18 protein-coding genes and 1 tRNA gene are annotated in these 19363 nt (G+C 49.6%); 7 read left to right on the top strand and 12 right to left on the bottom strand.

The features are described 5' to 3' along the window. Window positions 1-109: 109 nt before the first annotated feature. Together H6F76_RS28920 and H6F76_RS28915 are read left to right on the top strand one after the other, a co-directional pair. Entirely contained in the window at window positions 110-1084 is a 975-nt protein-coding gene (locus tag H6F76_RS28920; RefSeq protein WP_190513563.1) for a radical SAM protein, read from the top strand. Next, a complete protein-coding gene (locus H6F76_RS28915) occupies window positions 1038-2507 on the top strand; it encodes a glycosyltransferase family 2 protein (RefSeq protein WP_190513561.1) in 1470 nt (489 codons plus the stop codon). The genes H6F76_RS28920 and H6F76_RS28915 overlap by 47 nt, the downstream gene beginning before the upstream one ends. Before the next feature lie 104 nt (window positions 2508-2611). On the opposite strand, the gene H6F76_RS28910 is transcribed toward H6F76_RS28915, so the two are convergent. The 3 genes from H6F76_RS28910 to H6F76_RS28900 all read right to left on the bottom strand — a co-directional run bounded on the left by H6F76_RS28910 (window position 2612) and on the right by H6F76_RS28900 (window position 6790). Next, window positions 2612-3217 (bottom strand): DUF3318 domain-containing protein, encoded by a 606-nt coding sequence (locus H6F76_RS28910; protein WP_190513559.1) that lies wholly within the window; start codon window positions 3215-3217, stop codon window positions 2612-2614. A 62-nt stretch (window positions 3218-3279) separates the two neighbouring features. After that, window positions 3280-4722: a DUF2079 domain-containing protein gene (locus H6F76_RS28905; RefSeq protein WP_190513557.1), complete on the bottom strand. Its 1443-nt coding sequence runs from the start codon at window positions 4720-4722 to the stop codon at window positions 3280-3282. 361 nt (window positions 4723-5083) lie between these two features. Next, the gene (locus H6F76_RS28900; RefSeq protein ID WP_190513555.1) at window positions 5084-6790 is read right to left on the bottom strand and encodes a nucleoside transporter C-terminal domain-containing protein; all 1707 of its coding nucleotides are present in this window, start codon (window positions 6788-6790) and stop codon (window positions 5084-5086) included. 3 nt (window positions 6791-6793) lie between these two features. Here H6F76_RS28900 and H6F76_RS31240 point away from each other — a divergent pair, with 3 nt between their 5' ends. Both H6F76_RS31240 and H6F76_RS28895 read left to right on the top strand, forming a co-directional pair. Beyond that, a complete protein-coding gene (locus H6F76_RS31240) occupies window positions 6794-6922 on the top strand; it encodes a hypothetical protein (protein ID WP_277881295.1) in 129 nt (42 codons plus the stop codon). A gap of 259 nt (window positions 6923-7181) precedes the next feature. Beyond that, window positions 7182-7472, top strand: a complete 291-nt coding sequence (locus tag H6F76_RS28895; protein ID WP_190451238.1) for a hypothetical protein — start codon at window positions 7182-7184, stop codon at window positions 7470-7472. Between the two features lie 15 nt (window positions 7473-7487). Here H6F76_RS28895 and H6F76_RS28890 read toward each other — a convergent pair whose 3' ends face one another. Then, entirely contained in the window at window positions 7488-8480 is a 993-nt protein-coding gene (locus H6F76_RS28890; protein WP_190513553.1) for a DNA methyltransferase, read from the bottom strand. A 184-nt stretch (window positions 8481-8664) separates the two neighbouring features. Further along, complete coding sequence (locus tag H6F76_RS28885; RefSeq protein ID WP_190513551.1) at window positions 8665-9561, bottom strand: pirin family protein; 897 nt, start codon at window positions 9559-9561, stop codon at window positions 8665-8667. A 204-nt stretch (window positions 9562-9765) separates the two neighbouring features. Here H6F76_RS28885 and H6F76_RS28880 point away from each other — a divergent pair, with 204 nt between their 5' ends. Beyond that, window positions 9766-10272, top strand: coding sequence for a pyridoxamine 5'-phosphate oxidase family protein (locus tag H6F76_RS28880; RefSeq protein ID WP_190513549.1), 507 nt, complete (start codon window positions 9766-9768; stop codon window positions 10270-10272). Between the two features lie 165 nt (window positions 10273-10437). Here the strand turns inward: H6F76_RS28880 and H6F76_RS28875 are convergent, their stop codons facing one another. Beyond that, the gene (locus tag H6F76_RS28875; protein ID WP_190513547.1) at window positions 10438-11328 is read right to left on the bottom strand and encodes a helix-turn-helix domain-containing protein; all 891 of its coding nucleotides are present in this window, start codon (window positions 11326-11328) and stop codon (window positions 10438-10440) included. 232 nt (window positions 11329-11560) lie between these two features. Between H6F76_RS28875 and H6F76_RS28870 the strand changes: the two genes are divergently transcribed. Beyond that, window positions 11561-12199, top strand: coding sequence for an FMN-dependent NADH-azoreductase (locus tag H6F76_RS28870; protein WP_190451228.1), 639 nt, complete (start codon window positions 11561-11563; stop codon window positions 12197-12199). Between the two features lie 387 nt (window positions 12200-12586). Here H6F76_RS28870 and H6F76_RS28865 read toward each other — a convergent pair whose 3' ends face one another. The 4 genes from H6F76_RS28865 to H6F76_RS28850 form a co-directional block, all read right to left on the bottom strand. Continuing rightward, entirely contained in the window at window positions 12587-13255 is a 669-nt protein-coding gene (locus H6F76_RS28865) for a response regulator transcription factor (protein WP_190513545.1), read from the bottom strand. Window positions 13256-13490: 235 nt separating this feature from the next. After that, window positions 13491-14627, bottom strand: coding sequence for a 7,8-didemethyl-8-hydroxy-5-deazariboflavin synthase subunit CofH (cofH, locus tag H6F76_RS28860; RefSeq protein WP_190513543.1), 1137 nt, complete (start codon window positions 14625-14627; stop codon window positions 13491-13493). A gap of 42 nt (window positions 14628-14669) precedes the next feature. After that, complete coding sequence (locus H6F76_RS28855; protein WP_190513541.1) at window positions 14670-15431, bottom strand: circadian clock KaiB family protein; 762 nt, start codon at window positions 15429-15431, stop codon at window positions 14670-14672. A gap of 18 nt (window positions 15432-15449) precedes the next feature. After that, complete coding sequence (locus tag H6F76_RS28850; protein ID WP_190451220.1) at window positions 15450-16865, bottom strand: PilT/PilU family type 4a pilus ATPase; 1416 nt, start codon at window positions 16863-16865, stop codon at window positions 15450-15452. A 281-nt stretch (window positions 16866-17146) separates the two neighbouring features. On the opposite strand from H6F76_RS28850, the gene H6F76_RS28845 reads away from it, so the two are divergent. Continuing rightward, the gene (locus H6F76_RS28845; RefSeq protein ID WP_190513540.1) at window positions 17147-17344 is read left to right on the top strand and encodes a hypothetical protein; all 198 of its coding nucleotides are present in this window, start codon (window positions 17147-17149) and stop codon (window positions 17342-17344) included. A gap of 62 nt (window positions 17345-17406) precedes the next feature. Here H6F76_RS28845 and ctpC read toward each other — a convergent pair whose 3' ends face one another. Both ctpC and H6F76_RS28835 read right to left on the bottom strand, forming a co-directional pair. Further along, window positions 17407-18693 carry a carboxyl-terminal processing protease CtpC gene (ctpC, locus tag H6F76_RS28840; RefSeq protein ID WP_190451216.1) on the bottom strand — a complete coding sequence of 429 codons (1287 nt, stop codon included), beginning with the start codon at window positions 18691-18693 and terminating at the stop codon, window positions 17407-17409. A 589-nt stretch (window positions 18694-19282) separates the two neighbouring features. Continuing rightward, window positions 19283-19354, bottom strand: a tRNA-Thr gene (locus H6F76_RS28835). Window positions 19355-19363 lie beyond the last annotated feature (9 nt).

Below are 19363 nucleotides of genomic sequence, written 5' to 3'. Positions count from 1 at the left end.
ATGGTGCTAATGTTGTATGCAAGGCGCTTGTTTTCTGTAACTGTTCGACCTATTGTGGTTCTCAGCAGACTACTGTAGTTCTCAGCGGAGACTAAACGTTAAACAAGTTATGGCACCTCTGGTTGCAAATTATTATCTAACCTACCGTTGCAATGCACGGTGTCACTTTTGTGACATTTGGGCGTTAGAGCCGAAAAAAGAGGCAGATTTTGACACCATTCGCCGCAATTTAGCTGATCTGCGGCGGCTGAATGTGAAGTATGTAGACTTTACAGGTGGAGAACCACTACTGCGAACCGATGTTGGACAAATTTTTGCTGAAGCTAAGCGGCAAGGCTTTGTGACGAGCATGACGACTAACACCATCCTCTACCCCAAGCGGGCACACGAAATGAAGGGGTTGGTCGATTTTCTGAACTTCTCGCTAGATGGTGCTGATGCTGAAACGCATGACCAATCGAGGGGCGTGAAAATTTTTGACACGTTGGTTGAGTCAGTGCAGCTTGCTCATTCACTCGGCGAACATCCGGTTTTAAACCATACGGTGACTGCCCAAAACTACGAACGTATTGGAGAAGTGGCGGAACTGGGGCAACAGCTAGAAGCACGAGTCTGGCTCAACCCGGCATTTACGGCACACAGCAATTACAACTCAAAGAAAAATCCGACTCCGGAGCTGGTAACGGCGATCGAAGTGGCTGCTAAGCGCTACAGCAATGTGGGCTATAACAAAGCAGCCTTAGCGTTTATTGAAGCAGGCGGCAACGATACCAGCAATCCCCGCTGTAAAGCCGTTGATGCGGTCATTGCTATTTCGCCTAATGATGAACTGCTTTTGCCCTGTTATCACTTTGCTCAAACAGGTTTGCCGATCGAAGGACGACTGTATGACCTGTACAAGCAGTCCGAAGTTGTGGAAGACTATCGCCAATCTCAAGGTAAGCTATCCGTGTGTGAAGGCTGCACGGTTTGGTGTTATCTCATTCCAAGCTTCTTCAAAGGTTTAGATAAATATTGGTGGTTGAATCAAGTAACTTATGCCGGAGAGTTCCTGGCCCGAAAACGATTCTTACAGCGAGCTTGAACCGCTTGACTCGTTGTTTGTCGATCTATCTGATCTCCCCGAAGTGGAGAGTGCATCAAGTCAACCTGAGCGGGGTGATAACCGACGGCGGAGAGCAGCAATTTCGCTGGTTGTTATTTGGAGCGGCACAATCGCGCTGCACCTTGTTACCTGGGGCTATTGGGTTGTTGTTGGCTTAACGACCCTGATGGCTATCCAGGCGACACGGATCTTTCTGGCTCGTCCGCTGGCGACGCCAACCCCCCTGTTAAGTGAGGCAGATGATGTCTTGCCGCTTGTATCCATTCTCGTAGCGGCAAAAAATGAAGCGGCAGTGATTGCCAGACTGGTCAAGACGCTCTGTGCACTGGACTATCCGACCCATTGTTACGAACTTTGGGTGATTGACGACAATAGCACTGACCAAACTCCTGCCTTGCTAAAACAGCTAGAGCAGCAGTATCAGCAGCTACGGGTGTTTTATCGTCCAGCGAATGCTGGCGGTGGTAAGTCGGGTGCGCTGAATCAGGTCTTGCCGTTGACAAAAGGTGAGATTATTGCCGTGTTTGATGCCGATGCCCAGGTGTCACACGATATGCTGCGGCGAGTTTTACCACTCTTTAAGCGCAGAGAACTGGGTGCTGTTCAGGTTCGCAAGTCAGTGTCTAACGGGTTTGAGAATGGCTGGACGTATGGTCAGGTTGCAGAAATGGCGCTGGATTCGTTCTATCAGCGGCAACGAATTGCGATCGGTGGCATTGGTGAACTGCGCGGTAATGGTCAGTTTGTCCGTCGTGAGGCGCTAGAACTTTGTGGTGGCTGGAACGAAGCAACGATTACGGATGATCTAGATCTCACGTTTCGTTTGCATCTTGCCCAGTGGGATGTGGACTTTATGGCGCTACCAGCCGTCGAAGAAGAGGGCGTAACGCAGGCAGTCTCGCTCTGGCATCAACGCAGCCGTTGGGCTGAAGGCGGCTACCAACGCTATCTTGATTACTGGCAACCGATCGTGCAGAACAAGATGGGCACGGGCAAAACGATCGATCTACTCATGTTCTGGGTGATTCAGTATTTGCTGCCAACCGCGATTGTGCCAGATCTTTTGATGTCGTTACTTCGCAATCGTCCGCTGTTGGTGACTCCGCTGACAACCTTGACACTGGTGTTGTCTATTTTAGGTACGGTGGCAGGTTTGCGTCAGATTCGATCGCAGTCAAGGCACTTACAGCAAGAGCCACTCCCTCAAAGTGGAAGGTTGCGTGCCAAACGTGCTGAACTAGGCACAGTGCTTCTTTCTTCGATGCGGCTGCTGTTCCATACTGTTTTTGGCACAATCTATATGTTCCACTGGCTGCCCGTGGTCTCTGTAACAACCATCCGTCTTTCAATTCGCCCTAAACGTTTGAAATGGGTGAAGACGATTCATCAGGGGGAGGGATGAAGGAGAAGGGATGGAGGATGAAAGTTTTAGATTAATTTAGCCTTTATCCTTAGCCTTGCCGCTCCTTCTCTCTACTCCTTACTCACGTTTCGCCGTCCTACTTTCTAGTTTTGTCGCACTCGATCTGGTACTCCGACGGGGGATACGCCAGCAAGCGAGCGGAGATTTTGTGATCGCAGGAGTTCGATAAAGTTAAGCGATCGTCCTTCGATTTCAGCGACCGCTTCGATAGCGCTTAACAGGTGACGAGCAGCTTCTGGTTCTTCGTAACCACGTCGTTGGGCAACTCGAAGGGCAGCTTCATCGGCATCAAGTTCCGTTTGAGTACTTCGGTTGGCGCGCCAGATTTGGGCACCCGCGATTGCAGTTAAGCCGCTTGCTGCAATAATGCCAACGGGATCACCCTGCACCAGTTCCACGATGCCCCCGACAACACCCGCCAGCACTACACCCTGGTAAAGACTGGGACGAAACCACTTCACACCCGTCAGCCAACTCACCGTACGGAGAATCAGCAAATCGCGCTGTGGTCGAGAGAGACGATCCCAAAGGTCAAAGTTAATCCAAATTGGGCGATCGCTCACCCAGGGCATCGGAAAGGTGCTGTCTACCACGACCCGTTGTTCAGGCTTGCTGACAAGCTTTGTCGCCATGCGACCGGAGGCTGGCATGACATCCAGAAGGCGGCGCATCTCAAAATCTGGGTTCATAGCGGTTGCTGTATATCTTCACCTGTGTGAATTGTCGCACGAACGCCCATTAAGGCTGGCGCTCACACAGGCTTTTTAACAACAGGTTGGACAAACAAATAAACGTCATCGCGCTGATAGGCTAGCTGATAAGCTGCACTCTGCTGAAGCTGACTCAGCAACGTAGTCAGACACTCCTTTGAACAACTCATCCCAGGGTGGCGAGTGTCTAATAAAACGTAGTTGAAATTATTATGCAATGCCGCAGTTTTAAAGTGGTTAAGCTCGAATTGCACTGTAGGACGATGTGTTAAGTGCGGCACAATTTGAGCACTGGTCAAAACGCTGGCTGCCGGTTGTATTTGTGCGATCGCTTCTCGTGTTGCCTGCCAGGTATCTAATTTTTTCAGATAACGCCCAAAGAAAAAGTCATACTTTGCTAATGCTAAAAAGGCAATTAGTGACCACAAAATCATGCCACGTCGATTCCGAATCCAGCTTTTATCGTTTGCTACAGCAGCAATAATTGCTAACAAAAGAAACGGTAAAATTGGTACAGAATATTGATGAACTAGATCTTTTTGCGGCTGATAGACTGTGAGTAAATTCATCGACAGTTGCGGTACTGCTGCTAGCAATGGTGCAAGATGCTTCAGCGACAGCCCCCACAGAACAGGTATGAATAACAAGCAAAGATATTCTAAATTAGGCAGTGAAAAGAGACGATTTAAGACTAAGTTTGGCTGAAGAAAGATATTTTTGGCAATGTCTAAAACGGAGTTGCCTAGTCCTGCATACCGAGCGACGGCTTCAACTCCAAACGGTCTAAAGTGCGGAATCACAACCTGTGTCGCTAGCAAAAACCATGCCGTTCCAGTGCCAAGAGCGATCGCGCCACACAGCCGTTTTCTTTCTACTAGTAAGAGCCATACGCCCATTGCCGCAACGGTCAGTGAGAGCGCATCCCGACAGCCCAAAATGAAAAGAGTACCCAGTGTAAACCAGAGCGGTCGGTTTTGGCGCGCAGCTAAAACGACCGCTAAAAGCACGGGCAACGCCAGCACTTCAGGGTGAAAGTCAAACAGGTTAATGTTAAAAACTAACGGATAGAGAAGATATACTACCGCGATCGCGATCGCCTGCCCTGGTTTTACTCCAGCTTGTTTGGCTAACAGCCATGTTGGGATGACTCCTAAGGAAAGCGCGATCGCCTGTAGAGCCAAGAGCCAATAAACGCTTGGGTAGATTTTGTAGAGCGGTGCTAGCAGATACAGTATCCAATCTGCATGTCCCCCTAAGAAATGGAAGCCCCAAAAAGAGACAACCGGCGGTTGTCCCTGGCTAATTAAATAAAGAGCCTGATCGAAATAACCTAGGTCAAACGCAGCCGAATGAAACAAAATGTGGCGTATGCTACTAGCAAGAAAAAGCACGACTGCACTAACACCAACTAACCAAAAAATGGGTTTAGCTTCAGAGGCAGACCGATCATTAAGAGCATCTAGTGAAGTAAGCTTCTGATCCATTTACTTAGACACTACGTTAGAGCAATTTGCAGTTTGAGAATGTGCCACATTCTATTCTATAGCTGACTTAACACCACTTAGAGACTGGGTTTCGACTGCGCTCAACCTGCCTACAAGGGCTGAGCGCATTGAGACTTCAGTGTGCGCTTTCGACCTGAGCGCTCAAGCCGAAGGGCGCTCAGACTTCAGCGTTGCGTTCAGCCGAAACGTCGAGCGCGAAGTCGAAAGGCAGCTTATAAATAATTACGCCCAGCTACTTATTCTATAAGGGTGTGTAGCATTCTCATTCAAATAAGGTACGTGTGCTGTCTCTTGACTTTGTGTCATACGACCTGCCAAGCAGCCGTTAAGAGGCTCACGCTTACTGCCCAGGTTGTCTTACGCCTGTAGGCTTGGGGCTAACAGACGGTTGTGCAGGCGTTACTCTAACCTGTGGAGTCGTGGTTGGCTTAAGCGAAGGCTGTGGAGCTGCCTGTGTGGCGAGTGGAGATGGCTTGGCGGGTACTGCGATCGGCGTTGGTGACACAGTTGTTGTGGGTGAGGCAGTAGGGGCGGTTAATGGAGTAGGAGTAGGAGTCGGCGTTGGGCTTACCACAGGGGGCTGTTGTTCACCGAGAATGCTGGCATTGCCTGTATCAAAAACACCAGCGACACAAGCAATCATCAGCGTTGCCAAAGTGCCGATAAATAGTGCTTTCCAACCGAGTTCAGAAATATCTTTGCGGCGTGAGGGGATGAGGGCGATCGTGCCGCCCACAAAAATGCCTACCGATGCGAGATGAGCAAAGCCCGATAGCGCATAGCTCACGATTAAAACGGCACGATCGCTGATAACCCGCGTACCTTCAGGTAATGCTGCTGCTGCCGCCAGTGCTTGATAAGGCGGAATCGCGGTTTCAAACAATCTGCGTCCAATGATGACTGAGGATTGCCATAGTTCTTCCCAATTCAGGGAAACGCCGGTGAGAGCAGTCAGCGGCAAGAACAGCACACCCAGAATGTTTGCTAGCGTCACCACCTGGAAAACGTCGCCAATAGGGCTGGGCAACGCTGCCAGTCCGCCAAAGATTTGATTGATTAAGGAAACAAGTCCGAGGATCAGAATCAGCACAGCGGCGATCGCCACTGCCATTTTGACCCCGTCCAGCGCACCGACGATCGCGGCATCCAGCGGACTTACACGTTCGATCGGTTCACCGCCAACGGTTTCCTGCGGTACGACTGGCGCATCATCGTCATCATCCATTTGGATACGAGTACGGGGAAACTTGTCCGCGTCGGCAGCAACATCAGCAGGTTGTACAGCCGTATCGCGTACCTTGGTTTGCTTCTCCTCTACCGGGATACCACCAGCGGTTACGGGCACTTCTGTCTCTGGCACCAAAATTTTGGACAGCACAAAGCATGCTGGGATCGCCATAATCGATGCCGACACTAGATGCCCCAGAATATTGGGAAACACAGGCTTCAAAAAGCTGACGTAAATTGCCAGCGTAGACGATGCTGCCGTGCCAAAGCAGCAGGCAAGAATGGCACACAGTTCGCTACGGGTCATTTTCGGCAAAAACGGCTTTACTACGATCGCCGCCTCAATACCTACAAAAATATTGGCAGCCCCGCTCAGTGCTTCTGCACCACTCAACCGCATCACGGTATAGAACACTTTGGCAAAGACGTTGGTGATGACCTGAATCACGCCAATGTTATAGAGCAGCGCCATCAGACCGGAGAAGAAAATCACCGTTGGCAGTGCCCGAAAGGCAAAGATATAGCCCAAATTTACATCAGGCGGCGTTCCTGGTACGGGCACAATATTTCGACCAAAGACGAACCGTGCTCCGGTGTCAGCGGCATCAAACACACTGTTCAGCAAATTGCTAAAGATTTGAAGCGCATCCCGTGTTCCTGGCAGAATAAACACACACGCGCCCAACACAAGCTGAAGCAGAATACCCGCAATCACCACACGCCAGGGAAACACTCGCAAACTGCGATTTTCTGAAAAGAGCCACGCAATAAAGCACAATCCAAAGATGCCGAGAAACGAAATGATATTAAGCAGCGGCATAGATTGAGTGTTCCTTCTGATCGCGGTTTCAGTAATTCTGTTGGTGTCTGCGGCAGTGTAGTGTGGTGTGGTGAGGCACAGGGTTTGATTCAACCCTCTAGCGTCTCAGTCGCACTACAGCCTGAAACGTGATGCACTAAAAGTCTATAGCTTTATAATTAAGGCTTCAGTAAGACCATACCCAAGGTAGACGACTTCAGCGCATCTTCAATCATTAAATCTCACTTATTTTTCAAAACTTATCGGAGTAGCGCGCTTGCTTCGGAAGAAGCTAGACACAGACATGAGCGATCTTCACCATTGAGATTCACGAAGCCCACTCTTTAGTCATTGGGCAGGTTGGGGGTTAAAAGGTTGATAATAGAAGCAATATTTCTCCTTATTTGTCTGCATGGAAGCGTTTGAACTGACTCCTCCTGATTGGACTAAAGCGACCGTTCACGCCTCAGAATTTTGTTGTCCTGCCTGTCAAGCATCTAGTAAAGCGGCAACGCGGGTCTGGATTAATCGGCGCTCGCCTGTTTACACCGAAGATCATCGTCGCAAATGGCAAGAGTTTTACGAATGCCAATGTACGCAAGTGTGGTGGGCATGGAGCAGCGATCGACCGCCCTCTGAGCTTGCCAACAAAGAGCGAGACATTCCGCCGCCCCGTTTTTTCAACCCTTTTAATGACCTGTAAATATAGCCACCGTTGCTAGGCTTGCGCCTCGGTCGCGGGTTGAGCAACATATTGCTGCTCATGGCAACGCCCTTGCTGGTGAAGTGTGTTGCGTTCCCAAAAAACGCCATCAGCATAGCCCTGAATGGAGGCATCCGTGTCGGCGATCGCAAGGCGCTTTTCAGCCAAGCAACAGTATAGTTCGTCCAGTTCCACACCGATATAACGCCTGCCTAGCTTCTTCGCGACAACAGAGGTGGTGCCTGAACCAAGAAACGGATCAAACACAACATCACCTGTATTAGAACTGGCAAGCATGATTTTTGCCACCAACTTTTCAGGCTTTTGAGTGGGATGATCAGTATTTTCTGGCATTGACCAGAAGGGAATCGTAAGGTCAGTCCACAGGTTAGAGGGATGAGTCAGGCGGAAGTTACCTGCGTCTGTACGATCCCAGTCTTTAGGTTTGCCAGCCATTCTGTAAGGAGCAATCACTTTTCGCTTCAGCTTGACGGCTTCGACATTGAAGGTGTAGGTATCAGAGACCGTACAAAACCAGATATCTTCTGAGGCATTCTTCCAGTTTCGAGCGGCTCCACGCCCTTTCTCTCGTTCCCACGTGATGCGGTTACGTACCTGAAACCGATGTTTAATAACATCAAAAACGGCAGGTGACGATCGCCAATCGGAACAAAGATAGATAGAGGCAGTTGGTTTCAGTATTGGTTCAAGACTCTGCAAATAGGTGTCTAGCCACTCTGTATAATCCGCTAAATCTCTTCGTTTAAAGCTGCTATCGTTAAACGTTTTGTCTAAGTTGTAGGGCGGATCAATAAATAGCAAATCAACGCACTGCTCTGGCAACCAGCGTAGAGCTGTCAGCAAATCTTGATGAATCGTACAATTAACAATGGCTTCTAACTCAGTGAGTTGGCTGAGTTGAACAAGCTTTTGTTTGTAGACCCTTCGCTCTTCCTCACTTAAATCGATCGTTCGATTACGGGGCGCACGCTCTTTGTCTTGCAACATCTTTACGCTGGCTAAACTCTCGGCTGACGGCTGAACTAACAGAGGATAAGCCTGACTGTCATTGCATCTCAGCTACGTTAACCCAACCTCAAGCCTTTGATCGAGAAACTTTGAGCGATCGTCCGTTATGGGTAGTGAAGTCATCCCAAGACGTTACCAAACATAGCAATCTTGAGTAATGCACTTACAGAGGTTGTTCTGGCTTGCGAAGCGGCTCCTCCGGGAGGGGAATAAATTCTGCTTCGTCAGGTACAGCCGCAAAGCGCCCTTCCTGCCAATCGCGTTTCGCCTGCTCAATGCGCTCAGGACGGCTGGAGACAAAATTCCACCATTTGTGACGTTTCCCGATCGGCTCACCACCAACGATAATACAGCGAGCCGCACTGTCAGACGCAATCTCTACTGATGTTCCAGGTACCAGCACCGCTAGTCGATGCTGCTCTAACGTAACTCCGTTCAGCCGTAACCCTGATGTAACGCTGTAAACTGCCTGCTCACTGTAATCACCTGGTAAGGTGAACTGCGTCCCTGGTGCAAGTTGTACATCTAAATAAAGTATTGGCGAGAAGGTTTGCACTGGAGATGTACGACCATACGCTTCGCCTGCAATAAGCGTAAATGCAACGCCTGCTTCCTCCCAGATTGGCAGATCGGCTGCCGGATGATGACGGAACCAGGGATCTGTTTCTTCGTGTTCATCGGGTAGCGCCACCCAGGTTTGAATGCCATGCAGGGTTGCTTCTTTGTTGCGCTCTTCATCGGGCGATCGCTCAGAGTGGACAATTCCTCGCCCTGCGGTCATCCAGTTCACTGCACCCGGACGGATTTCCTGCACGTTGCCTTCACTGTCACGATGCAGAAAAGCGCCCTCAAACAAGTAAGTGACGGTTGCTAGATTGATGTGGGGATGCGGTCTGACATCAACACCTTTTCCAGGTGGAAACACTGCCGGACCCAGATGATCAAAAAAGATGAAGGGACCAACCAGCGTGACAGCCTCTGAAGGCAGCAACCGACGAGCTTGAAACCCACCGAGATCTTGAACGTGTGGTGCAATGAGGTGCTGAATGCAAGAAGTCATGATGTGGTTTGGGGAAACATCAACAATTAATTTACTCGTTCGACTCTTTGCTAAAGCAATTTTAGTCTGGACTATAGGATAAATCGAGAGTTTGTGTGGAGGCAGCGATCGCGCACAATCCTCTAAGACCATTCTATGGAAAGACGCTGTATGTGCTCATTCTGCGTAACATCGTTCTAGACAACGTGCAACGAGGTACAACAGATGGCAGCGGCGACCGATCAAGCGCAAGCAGTGCAAAAGTTACGTGAGTTGATGAAAGACATTTACTTTTGTATGTTGACGACGATCGACGATGATGACAACCTCCGCAGTCGTCCCATGTCAACGAATGGAAACATTGAGGAAGATGGTAGTCTCTGGTTTTTTACCTATGGCAGTGATCATAAAGTGGTGGAAATCGAGCGCCAAAATCGCGTCAATGTCAGTTTTGCTGCACCAGATAAACAGCAATACGTCTCGTTATCCGGTACAGCCGCACTAGAAACCGATCGCGACAAAATTAAGGAGTTGTGGCAGCCTGACTTGAAAGCCTGGTTTCCTCAAGGTTTAGATGAGCCTGATATTGCCTTACTAAAGATTAGTGTAGAAAAGGCAGAATATTGGGATGCTCCAGCAGGCTGGGTTGCTAAAGCGATCGGGTTTGCAACAGCAGTGACAACCGGCGAAAAAGCAAATCCGGCTGAACATGAGAAAATTGATTTGCGGTAGCGCTGTAAGTGTAGAAAAATTGGGTTACGACTGAGCGCGGCTCTCTTGAACGTTCGATCGTTTTATAGTTTGCGTCTTTACAACTAAGTCTGTCTTCGCAGATATTGCGGCTACGGGTTTCAACCAACTGCGTAGGGTTAGCCCTTCTCCAAAAAACAAGCTTGTTTAATTGGTTCGGTAAGCTGTGGGTGTCACGCCTGTAAGCTGTCGAAACTGTTTGCTTAAATGGCTGTGGCTGTTGAAACCGCATAGCAACGCAATCTCCATCACTGATTGATCGGTTTGTTTCAGCAATTGTTTTGCCCGTTCGACTCGTTGTTGTAGCAAGTATTGATAGGGAGCTGTGCCGATCGACTGCTTGAAGACATGGCTGAAATGAAACTGACTCATACCCAATAATTGAGCTAGACTTGACAGCCTGATATCTTCATCTAGATGTTCATTGATATATTCCAAAACTTGCAGCAGTTGGCGCTCAGGTAAGCCACTCTTATACGTTGGCAGGCGTGCTTCAGTCGTTGCATATTGCCTAAGTATGCGCACTGCTAAGACGTTTGTTAGCGATTCAATATAAAGCTTACCGCCTAGATTTTCCTGTTGTAGTTCATTCAGCAGCATCATGCCGATTGCCTCAATTTGAGGATCACGAGTCCGAAATTCGGGGAGTAATTCCAGGTGCTCTAGATTTTGGTCAAGGATTTCTTGGGCAATGCGCTGGATAAAGTGAGCGGCAAGCCGAATCTGCAAGTAATGATCCTCACTATCCCACCGAGCGAAAAATGGTGTCTTCGCTGGTGTGATGGAAATGTCACCTTTCCCATATAGCCCTGAATAGGTTTTCCCTTCTCTAACTTGCAAAAAGCGGACTGGACGGGAGGCAAGCGATAAACAAATCGTATGCTCATCGCTGTAATGGCAGTTTGCCTCACCCGGCGGATGTTGGAATTGCTCAACCAGAATGTTTTCCCAACCGTGCTTCTGACTAGACAGGATCGGCTGCCCAGCGGTTTCAAGCTGGTGATTGGCGATCGACTTCTTCGTGTAGATCCAATTCATCGCTAGCAAGCCTCAATTCCCTATCAGAGCGAGATGCTGCCTGGGTGTTTCTATAAAAAACTTGCTCATGAGCCCAAATAGAACCGCTGTAAGTCTGATTGTATGAGCGTTCACAACACTTCTGCCAAGCCACCTAAAGATTGATCGCAAGATTTTGACAGTGGCACAACAATTAGATAGCAAAACAGATGTGAGTTCCCTACGCTGAGAGAATGATTAGGCAGGAGGAACTATGGCACATTTATTACACATTGATTCGAGTCCTAGAGGCGAGCGATCGCAGTCTCGACGGCTGACTAGAGAGTTTGTTGAACAATGGCAGCAAGTTCATCCTGGCGATACTGTTAGCTATCGCGATGTCGGTCGCAATCCGGTTCCGCATATCGATGAACCGTGGATTGCTGCTGCTTTTACACCGCCAGAAAAACACACTCCTCAATTGCAGGAAGCCATTCATCTGAGCGATCAACTGGTGGATGAATTTTTGGCAGCTGATATCTATATCATCGGTGTTCCCATGTATAACTTCAGCGTTCCCAGTAGCTTCAAGGCGTATATTGACCAAATTGTGCGAGTTGGGCGTACCGTTGCTTTTGAACCAGATGATGCTGCTAACGTTTTCAAACCGCTAGTACTTGGTAAGAAGATGTTTGTGATTGAAGCTCGGGGTGATTCTGGTTTTCAACCGGGCGGACGCTACGAAAAGATGAATCATCACGACCCTTATCTTGTTACCGTTTTCGGCTTTATGGGCATTACTGACATCACCTTTATCCACGTTGAAAACGATGAATATGGCGGGCAAAAGTTAGCAGAGTCGATTGCTTCTGCTCGTACCCAGGTAGCGCAACTAGTGGGAAGCAATACATGACAAATCTTGAAATTAGCCAAGAGCTATACAGAGCTTTCTGCGAGAAAGATTACGATGCCTTCTTGCACATTTGTACCACTGACCTAGAATGAATTCAGAGTGAAGGCTTTCCACACGGTGCAGCTTATCAAGGTGCAGCCTCAGTAGTTGAAGGAGTCCTCAAGTCCAATGATGAGCGATGGGAAACGTTCTCATTTCGCGTCGATCAGGACCTTGATGCAGGGGATTCTGTCGTTGTCATTGGAGCCTATGTCGGCTGCGATCGACACACGCAGAAGTCACTTTGTGCTGCCGCCGCACACGTTTATGCTCTCGTTGATCGCAAGGTGCGCCGTTTCCAAATGTTCGCTGATACAAAAACAATTTGGAATTCTATGGACTGATGAATTAAAGTTTGAGGCGATAGCCAATGCCGCGCACTGTTTCGATGCGGTCTTCGCCTAGTTTGCGCCGGAGATGCCCGATGTAGACATTGACAATATTGGTGCCGGGGTCGTAGTCGTAGCCCCAGATGCGATCGAGGAGTTGTTCGCGGGTGAGCACCTGCATCGGATGCCGCAAAAAGACTTCGGCAAGCAAAAACTCACGAGCAGAGAGGTCGATCGCCCGCTCTCGCACCCAAACCTGACGGCTCAACAAATTTAGCGTCATATCGCCCACTTGCAGTGTGGTTTCCTGCCGTGCACCGGGTACTTGCCGATTGCGGAGTTGCACTCGAATGCGTGCCAGCAGTTCCTCAAAGCGAAAGGGCTTAGTAACGTAATCATCGCCCCCTGCCTCCAGTGCAGACACCGTATCATCTACACCATCGCGTGCCGTCAGCACAATAATGGGAATGGTTTCACCCTGACCGCGTACCGTCGCAATGACAGTCAAGCCATCGCCATCGGGCAAGCCGAGGTCAAGAATCAACAAGTCAAAATTGTCGCTGTAGGCAAGACGAGTTGCCTCTTGAGCGGTTGCTACCACTGTTGTTGTGAAACTGTGGGCTTGCAGTCCCGTTTCTAAAAAGGAGGTGATACGGGGGTTGTCTTCAGCAATGAGAATGCGATTCATGCGACAGTTTACCCAACAGCCATACCCTTCTGGATTTTATAGCCATTTCCACTTACAGAAGCCCTACCCTTCCACTCCTACCCATTCTGGGAATAAGCTACACCCTTCTACCAGAACTGTGGCTTACCCCTTTAAGGCTTGTTGTGGATTTGTTGTCGATGGCGTGGCAAATTTTAGGGCTGAAACAAGTGCGAAATGAAGTTGCTCTGGTTAATGCTGCTGCGTTGGCTAACCGCTAATGACTGACAGATCCATACAGGGTATCTCGCTGTCGATAGGGGCGATCGATCGAGGCGATCGCTTCTACCAACGTCTCGACTTCCATGCACGTACCACCCTGCGCGCCCGCCATTGAGGTAATGTGTTCTTCCATCAGGGTGCCACCGATGTCATTACAGCCCCAGGTGAGTGCTTCGGTTGCACCAGCGAGTCCCAGTTTGACCCAACTGGGCTGATGGTTGGTAATCCAGTGCCCTAGAAAAATACGAGCAACCGCCATCAACAACAGCGCATCGGCAAGGACAGGCTGATCGCGTCCGACACGACGACGCAAGGGTTTGGGCGCTTCTTGCCCTACAAACGGTAGCAAAATGAACTCTGTAATGCCAGGATAGCCTTTTTCTAAAGACGCTTGCTGGAGCGATCGCAGTAACTCTAGGTGATGTATTTGTTGCTCTGGCGTTTCGATATGTCCCGACAGCATTGTGCTAGTCGTATACAGCCCCTGCTGATGCGCGATGCCCACGATCTCAAGCCAGGTTGCCGTGTCAATTTTTTCAGGGCACAACACACGCCTGACGGAGTCGTCTAAAACCTCTGCAGCGGTTCCAGGTAATGAATCAACTCCCGCATCCCGCAGCGCTGCGATGACTGCTGCATAGCTCAGACCATCTTCTCTGGCAATAAACTGCACTTCTTGTGGCGAAAAGGCGTGCAAATGCAGCCGGGGAAACTTATCCTTCAACGTTTCAACAATCCGCAGATAGTAGGACAACGATGACCCCTTAAGTGTTGCCTTCGGATTCAAGCCACCCTGCATACAAAGCTCAGTCGCCCCACGCTGCACAGCATCGGTTGCTTTTGCCAACAGTTGCTCTAGATCAAGCCAGTACGCACCCTCATCGCCCTCATCTCGTCGAAAGGCACAAAAGCTACAGTGCTGCTCACAGATATTAGTGAAATTAATGTTGCGGTTGATGATGTAGGTAACTGTCTCACCAGACTGTTGCTGCCGCAGTTGGTCAGCCGTCTGACGAATTTGAACGATCGCATCGGGCGATCGTTGCTTCAGCAACATTACCCCTTCTTCCCAAGACAAGTCGTGCCCTTCTAGAGCGCGATCGAGAATCTTTTCAACTGTTATGGTAACCACAGCACATCAGAATCAGCGACTACGTTTCCATTGTGACAAGCTTCACCTGTCTGGTCCAAAGATGCGTAACAACTGATCCACATTATCTAAATCCCCTACGATCCGGCGCACCGGTTGAGGATAGACCTTCACTAGCGTAGGTGTTGCTGAAACCTGATCGAGTTCTGCTTGCTCAGGATGCTGCGAGACATCAATGACTTTGAGCGTGTAAGGATGACTGAGCGATTGTTCTAACACTCGATGCAGCGCTTGCAAGGTTCGTTCTGTAGCAATGCTATGACCAGAAACAAACAGGCGCAAGACGTAACCTCTTGCGCTTAGCAGCGGCGAGTGTTCTAGCGGTGCGACGGGTAATTCCTGATGTAAATGAGCATACGGTTCAGCCGCTTCATAACGCACGACAAGATCATGCGGCTCCCAAAGTTGAGGAAACTGCTTACGATAGGCAGACAGCACAACAGCATCGCAAAGACCCTCTGGCAAGCGTGAAGGCTGCCAAACCAAATCTCCTGTGTCAAAGACAGCATTGAGTAAGGTTTGATACCGGAGCACTAGCGGCGATGCTTCTGCCACCATTTGTAACTGCTGCGTCTGAGGAATCAGCCAGCGATCGACGGTGGCAGCATAGCAAGGCACTAAAAAATGCGGCGGTTCTGGTAGGTTCAAAATATCGCGTAAGGCAGCACAAAGGTGAACGTGCCAGCGTTCCTGCTTTTTGCGATCGATGCAATAAATCAAACCGCCTCCAGGTGTAAAGAGCGCGATGCCCTTAAAAACGCTGGCAGCATTGGAATCTGCGTTCAATAGAGTTTCCTGTGCTGATTACACGCGCCCTCTCAGAGACTGTGCCATCTCATTCGGCTTCGGCGACATTTCCAGAGCTACCTCTTCTGTAATCCGTCCCGCTTCGTACAGCTTGTAGAGAGACTGATTCATTGTACACATGCCGTCAAAGGTGCATCGGGGAATGATTTGCTCAATCTCCTCAATTTCCCCACGCCGAATAAAGTCTTTGATGGCATCCGTGTTGATCAAAATATCGTGAAACGCAGCACGTTTACCATCAGTCGTACGGCATAGACCTTGAGAGATGACTGCAACCATCGACTCAGCTAATGAAATCCGAATGGGTTCCTGCTGTTCTGGTTCAAACAACTGCAAAATCCGCTCGATTGTCTTGACAGCACTGTTTGTATGCAACGTGCCCATCACAAGGTGCCCCGTTTGAGCCGCCTTGAGCGCCGTGTTGACTGTTTCTTTGTCCCGCATTTCTCCAACCAGGATGAGATCTGGATCTTCCCGTAGGGCTGCCTTCAGTGCATTATCAAACTTGCGGGTATGAATACCAACTTCCCGATGTTTGATCAGCGCCTTTTGACTCTTATGGACAAATTCAATCGGGTCTTCAATGGTAATAATGTGCTTAGGCATCTCCTTGTTGATGTAATCAACCATGGCTGCCATTGTGGTGGACTTACCCGAACCCGTAGGACCCGTTACTAGAACTAAGCCCTTGTGGTAGTGGCACACGTCCTTGAACACAGGCGGGAGGTTAAGTTGCTCCATTGTCAAGATCTTGAGCGGGATTAGCCGCAGCACCATGGCTGGACCATGCAAGGAGTCAAAGATATTGATCCGTACACGGGCAAAGTCGTACTGAGTAGCAGCGTCAAAATCCAGGGTTTCCTCAAACTCACGGATATCTTCTTCACTAAGGATTTCGCGCAGCCAGCTATAAAAGGTGGCGCGATCGGTCACGGGCCAGTCAGTGGCATCAATTTCACCCCGGTTCCGATAACGGGGGACTTCGCCTACACCAGCATGAACATCTGAGTAGCCCTTATCAAACGCGTGGCGCACAATTTCGGCGAGCGTGGGCGAACCATTGCTGGGCCTATGTGGTTGTGCTGGCAGGGGTGGCGGAGCAGTGGGGCGGTGTCCAGCAGGTGGTGCAGGTGGTGCAGAAACAACTGTCTGAGATGCAGCCGATGGTGATGCGATCGTTGGGGTAGCTAGACCTGTCGCCTGGGACGACATGATGGTTGGAGTTGCCGCACTCGTCGCTGGTGTCGAAATCATGGTTGGGGTTGCTGCACCAGAGGGCATCGCTGAGGTCATTTGTTGCGTTGCAGCGACGGTAGCACCATTATTGGCGCTAGTTCGCATCGGCGGCGGCGGGGCGGGTGGGACGCGCGGTGGCGGCGGTGGCGAACTAGACGGACGCTGTGATTCAGTCATATGCTATTTCTCTGTAAACCCTAGAGCGGTAAAAGCGAGCGACGGACTCTAGTAAAGATCCGTGCAGCTATGTGTGAACGAGAGTCGCTGAGGGTAAAAAAGCACGTGTAGGTTGGTCAGGCAGTCCGCGTGGTGTATTCACGTTTAGGTTTAACCAACTGCGATCGTTTTTCTACGCGACGCATCTTTACCAAAATAACAGACACTCATCTCTAGAAAAGTCTTCCCATATCTCTAGTTGTCCTATCATTTTCGTGATGTAACCGGATGAAAATGAGCTAATGAACGATGCTACCTGGTACGTTGTGAAGCAAGCAGATGGGCAATGCGCTATTGTGCCTGCCAGTCAAATGGAGGAAAGCCAGCAAGGCTCAGACCAGACCTCAATGCTCCAGCGATGGGGACCCTACGACTCTCAGCAAAGTGCGATCGCCCATCGTATCGGTCTGATCCGGGCAGGCAAATGTCAACCAGCTTAGAACAGTGATGAGTTTTAAGCTGCGGTTTCAACACAGAACTCATCACTTAAAGCCATAACTCTCTACGACTTGGGTACTGTAGGCTGCTGTGCTTTGATGCGTTGTGTCAGCACCTCCAGCGCTTTGGCGTACTGTGGGTCAGCAGCAGTGCCAATTTTGTTGCGATCGCCGCTTAATGCCTGACGTTGCTCATCTGACAGCTTGACTTCGATATCTGGATTAATGCCGTTCTTGTTAATGTCTCGACCAAGGGGCGTCAGGTATTTAGCGATCGTCACTGCTAGACCAGAGCCATCACCAAGCCCACGTACCGATTGAACCAACCCCTTCCCAAACGTTTTGGTGCCAACCAACGTTGCCCGTTTATTGTCTTGTAGCGCACCCGATAAAATCTCGCTGGCACTAGCAGAACCGCCATCAACCAGGATTACTAGTGGCTTATCAGTCAGAGCGCGGTTGTTTGCTTGCTCACGCTCCCTCTCGCCCTTGCGATCGACGGTAGAAACGATCGCGCCTTGCTTGAGCCACATCCGCGCAATCTCAACGCTGGTGAAGAGCAACCCACCAGGATTAGAGCGCAAGTCAAGGATATAACCGCTGACGTTCTGCTTCTCTAACTTCTCAATCGCATTTTTCATTTCGATTGGAGCAGGAGCACTGAACTGCACCAGCCGGATATAGCCAATGCCACCACCATTTGCATCTTTCTGATAGCTGGCTCGTACAGGATGGATTTCAATCTTTGCCCGCTTCAACTGATATTCCAGTTGTTTACCGCCCCGCAGGACAGTCAGCTTAACGCTGGTACCAGCCACACCCCGAATCAAGGTTACAGCCTGGTTAACATCCATCCCTTCAGTGCTTTTCGCATCAATTTTCGTGATGATGTCTTTAGCTAAAATACCAGCCGCAAAAGCAGGCGAATCTTCGATCGGCGCTATGACGGTCAATTTCTTGGTTTTTTCATCCGCTGCAAGCTGAATACCTACCCCAGAAAGTTCGCCGGAGGTATCAATCTGCATGTTCTTGAACTCTTGCGGGTCCATAAAGCGCGTGTAGGGGTCGCCCAGCTTCTTGAGCATCTCCCGAACCGCTTTGTACGCCTGTTCCTTATTGGTGTAGGGCTTGTTCAAATACTCAGTGCGTGTTGCCTTCCAATCCACCTTGTTAAAGGAGCCATCGACATAGGTGCGATCGATAATTTGCCAAACTTCGTCCACTAGCCCTTTCGGACTCTCTTGAAAGAAGGCTTGCCCTTCAGAGAGGTGTATCCCAGCTCCTGTAATGGTGACTGCACTAACTGCGACTGCTGTTGAAGCGAGAAGAAGCCCACGTTTCGTGACTGCCATAGTACTGAGCCAGTGAAGAACGACAAAAAACTATGCTCAATCTAACACAGCCGATCGTGATTGAGATATCCTGCCGATCAGAGACAAAATTCTTTACCAGAACCTTGATTGAGGTGCTAAACCTGATCAGTTTTGGGTCGATGGCTGTCTGATGGTGTCCATTATGGGGGTGGCAGAAGATAGGCAAGGTACAGTTGCGAACTCGAACTAAAATTACGCTTTCAGCTTGAGACTTCAAAAGAGCTTTGAGAGCATTCTTACTTTAGAACAAGCTGTTTAACGTTGGCTTCGTTGCCCTGATCATATCTAAGCGATCGCACTTAACTCGTGCAAGGAGTGATCGCCTTGGGTCTACGCTGGTGACAGCATCATCCCGCTATGTAAACGAAATTATGCAAAGACATGAGTGGTGTGTTTCTAAGTACAGGGTGCGATCGTCCTTTTCTTATCTCTAGGACTTGCTACCCAGACAGTTCCTAAAGATCTTCTAGTAGATCTGATTCTGACTGTTTTGTGCAACATCAGCATTGTAGACAAAACTAAAACAGCAAAAACCCTCAAAGCAAGCACTTCAGGGGTTTTTACTTGAAGCCGATGGGGGGATTTGAACCCCCGACCGCTCGATTACGAATCGAGTGCTCTACCACTGAGCCACATCGGCATAACAGTT

Origin of the sequence: Leptolyngbya sp. FACHB-321 (genome assembly GCF_014695975.1) — a bacterium.
GTDB lineage: Bacteria > Cyanobacteriota > Cyanobacteriia > Leptolyngbyales > Leptolyngbyaceae > Stenomitos.
Note: the sequence above shows the minus strand (reverse complement) of the source record. Positions and strands in the feature narration are given on the sequence as shown.

Bases quoted from the DNA above. Each gene is read 5' to 3' on its own strand.
- H6F76_RS28920 (WP_190513563.1), top strand. From the start codon at position 110: ATGGCACCTCTGGTTGCAAATTATTATCTAACCTACCGTTGCAATGCA.
- H6F76_RS28915 (WP_190513561.1), top strand. From the start codon at position 1,038: ATGCCGGAGAGTTCCTGGCCCGAAAACGATTCTTACAGCGAGCTTGAA.
- H6F76_RS28910 (WP_190513559.1), bottom strand. From the start codon at position 3,217: ATGAACCCAGATTTTGAGATGCGCCGCCTTCTGGATGTCATGCCAGCC.
- H6F76_RS28905 (WP_190513557.1), bottom strand. From the start codon at position 4,722: ATGGATCAGAAGCTTACTTCACTAGATGCTCTTAATGATCGGTCTGCC.
- H6F76_RS28900 (WP_190513555.1), bottom strand. From the start codon at position 6,790: ATGCCGCTGCTTAATATCATTTCGTTTCTCGGCATCTTTGGATTGTGC.
- H6F76_RS28895 (WP_190451238.1), top strand. From the start codon at position 7,182: ATGGAAGCGTTTGAACTGACTCCTCCTGATTGGACTAAAGCGACCGTT.
- H6F76_RS28890 (WP_190513553.1), bottom strand. From the start codon at position 8,480: ATGTTGCAAGACAAAGAGCGTGCGCCCCGTAATCGAACGATCGATTTA.
- H6F76_RS28885 (WP_190513551.1), bottom strand. From the start codon at position 9,561: ATGACTTCTTGCATTCAGCACCTCATTGCACCACACGTTCAAGATCTC.
- H6F76_RS28880 (WP_190513549.1), top strand. From the start codon at position 9,766: ATGGCAGCGGCGACCGATCAAGCGCAAGCAGTGCAAAAGTTACGTGAG.
- H6F76_RS28875 (WP_190513547.1), bottom strand. From the start codon at position 11,328: ATGAATTGGATCTACACGAAGAAGTCGATCGCCAATCACCAGCTTGAA.
- H6F76_RS28870 (WP_190451228.1), top strand. From the start codon at position 11,561: ATGGCACATTTATTACACATTGATTCGAGTCCTAGAGGCGAGCGATCG.
- H6F76_RS28865 (WP_190513545.1), bottom strand. From the start codon at position 13,255: ATGAATCGCATTCTCATTGCTGAAGACAACCCCCGTATCACCTCCTTT.
- H6F76_RS28850 (WP_190451220.1), bottom strand. From the start codon at position 16,865: ATGACTGAATCACAGCGTCCGTCTAGTTCGCCACCGCCGCCACCGCGC.
- H6F76_RS28845 (WP_190513540.1), top strand. From the start codon at position 17,147: ATGAACGATGCTACCTGGTACGTTGTGAAGCAAGCAGATGGGCAATGC.
- ctpC (WP_190451216.1), bottom strand. From the start codon at position 18,693: ATGGCAGTCACGAAACGTGGGCTTCTTCTCGCTTCAACAGCAGTCGCA.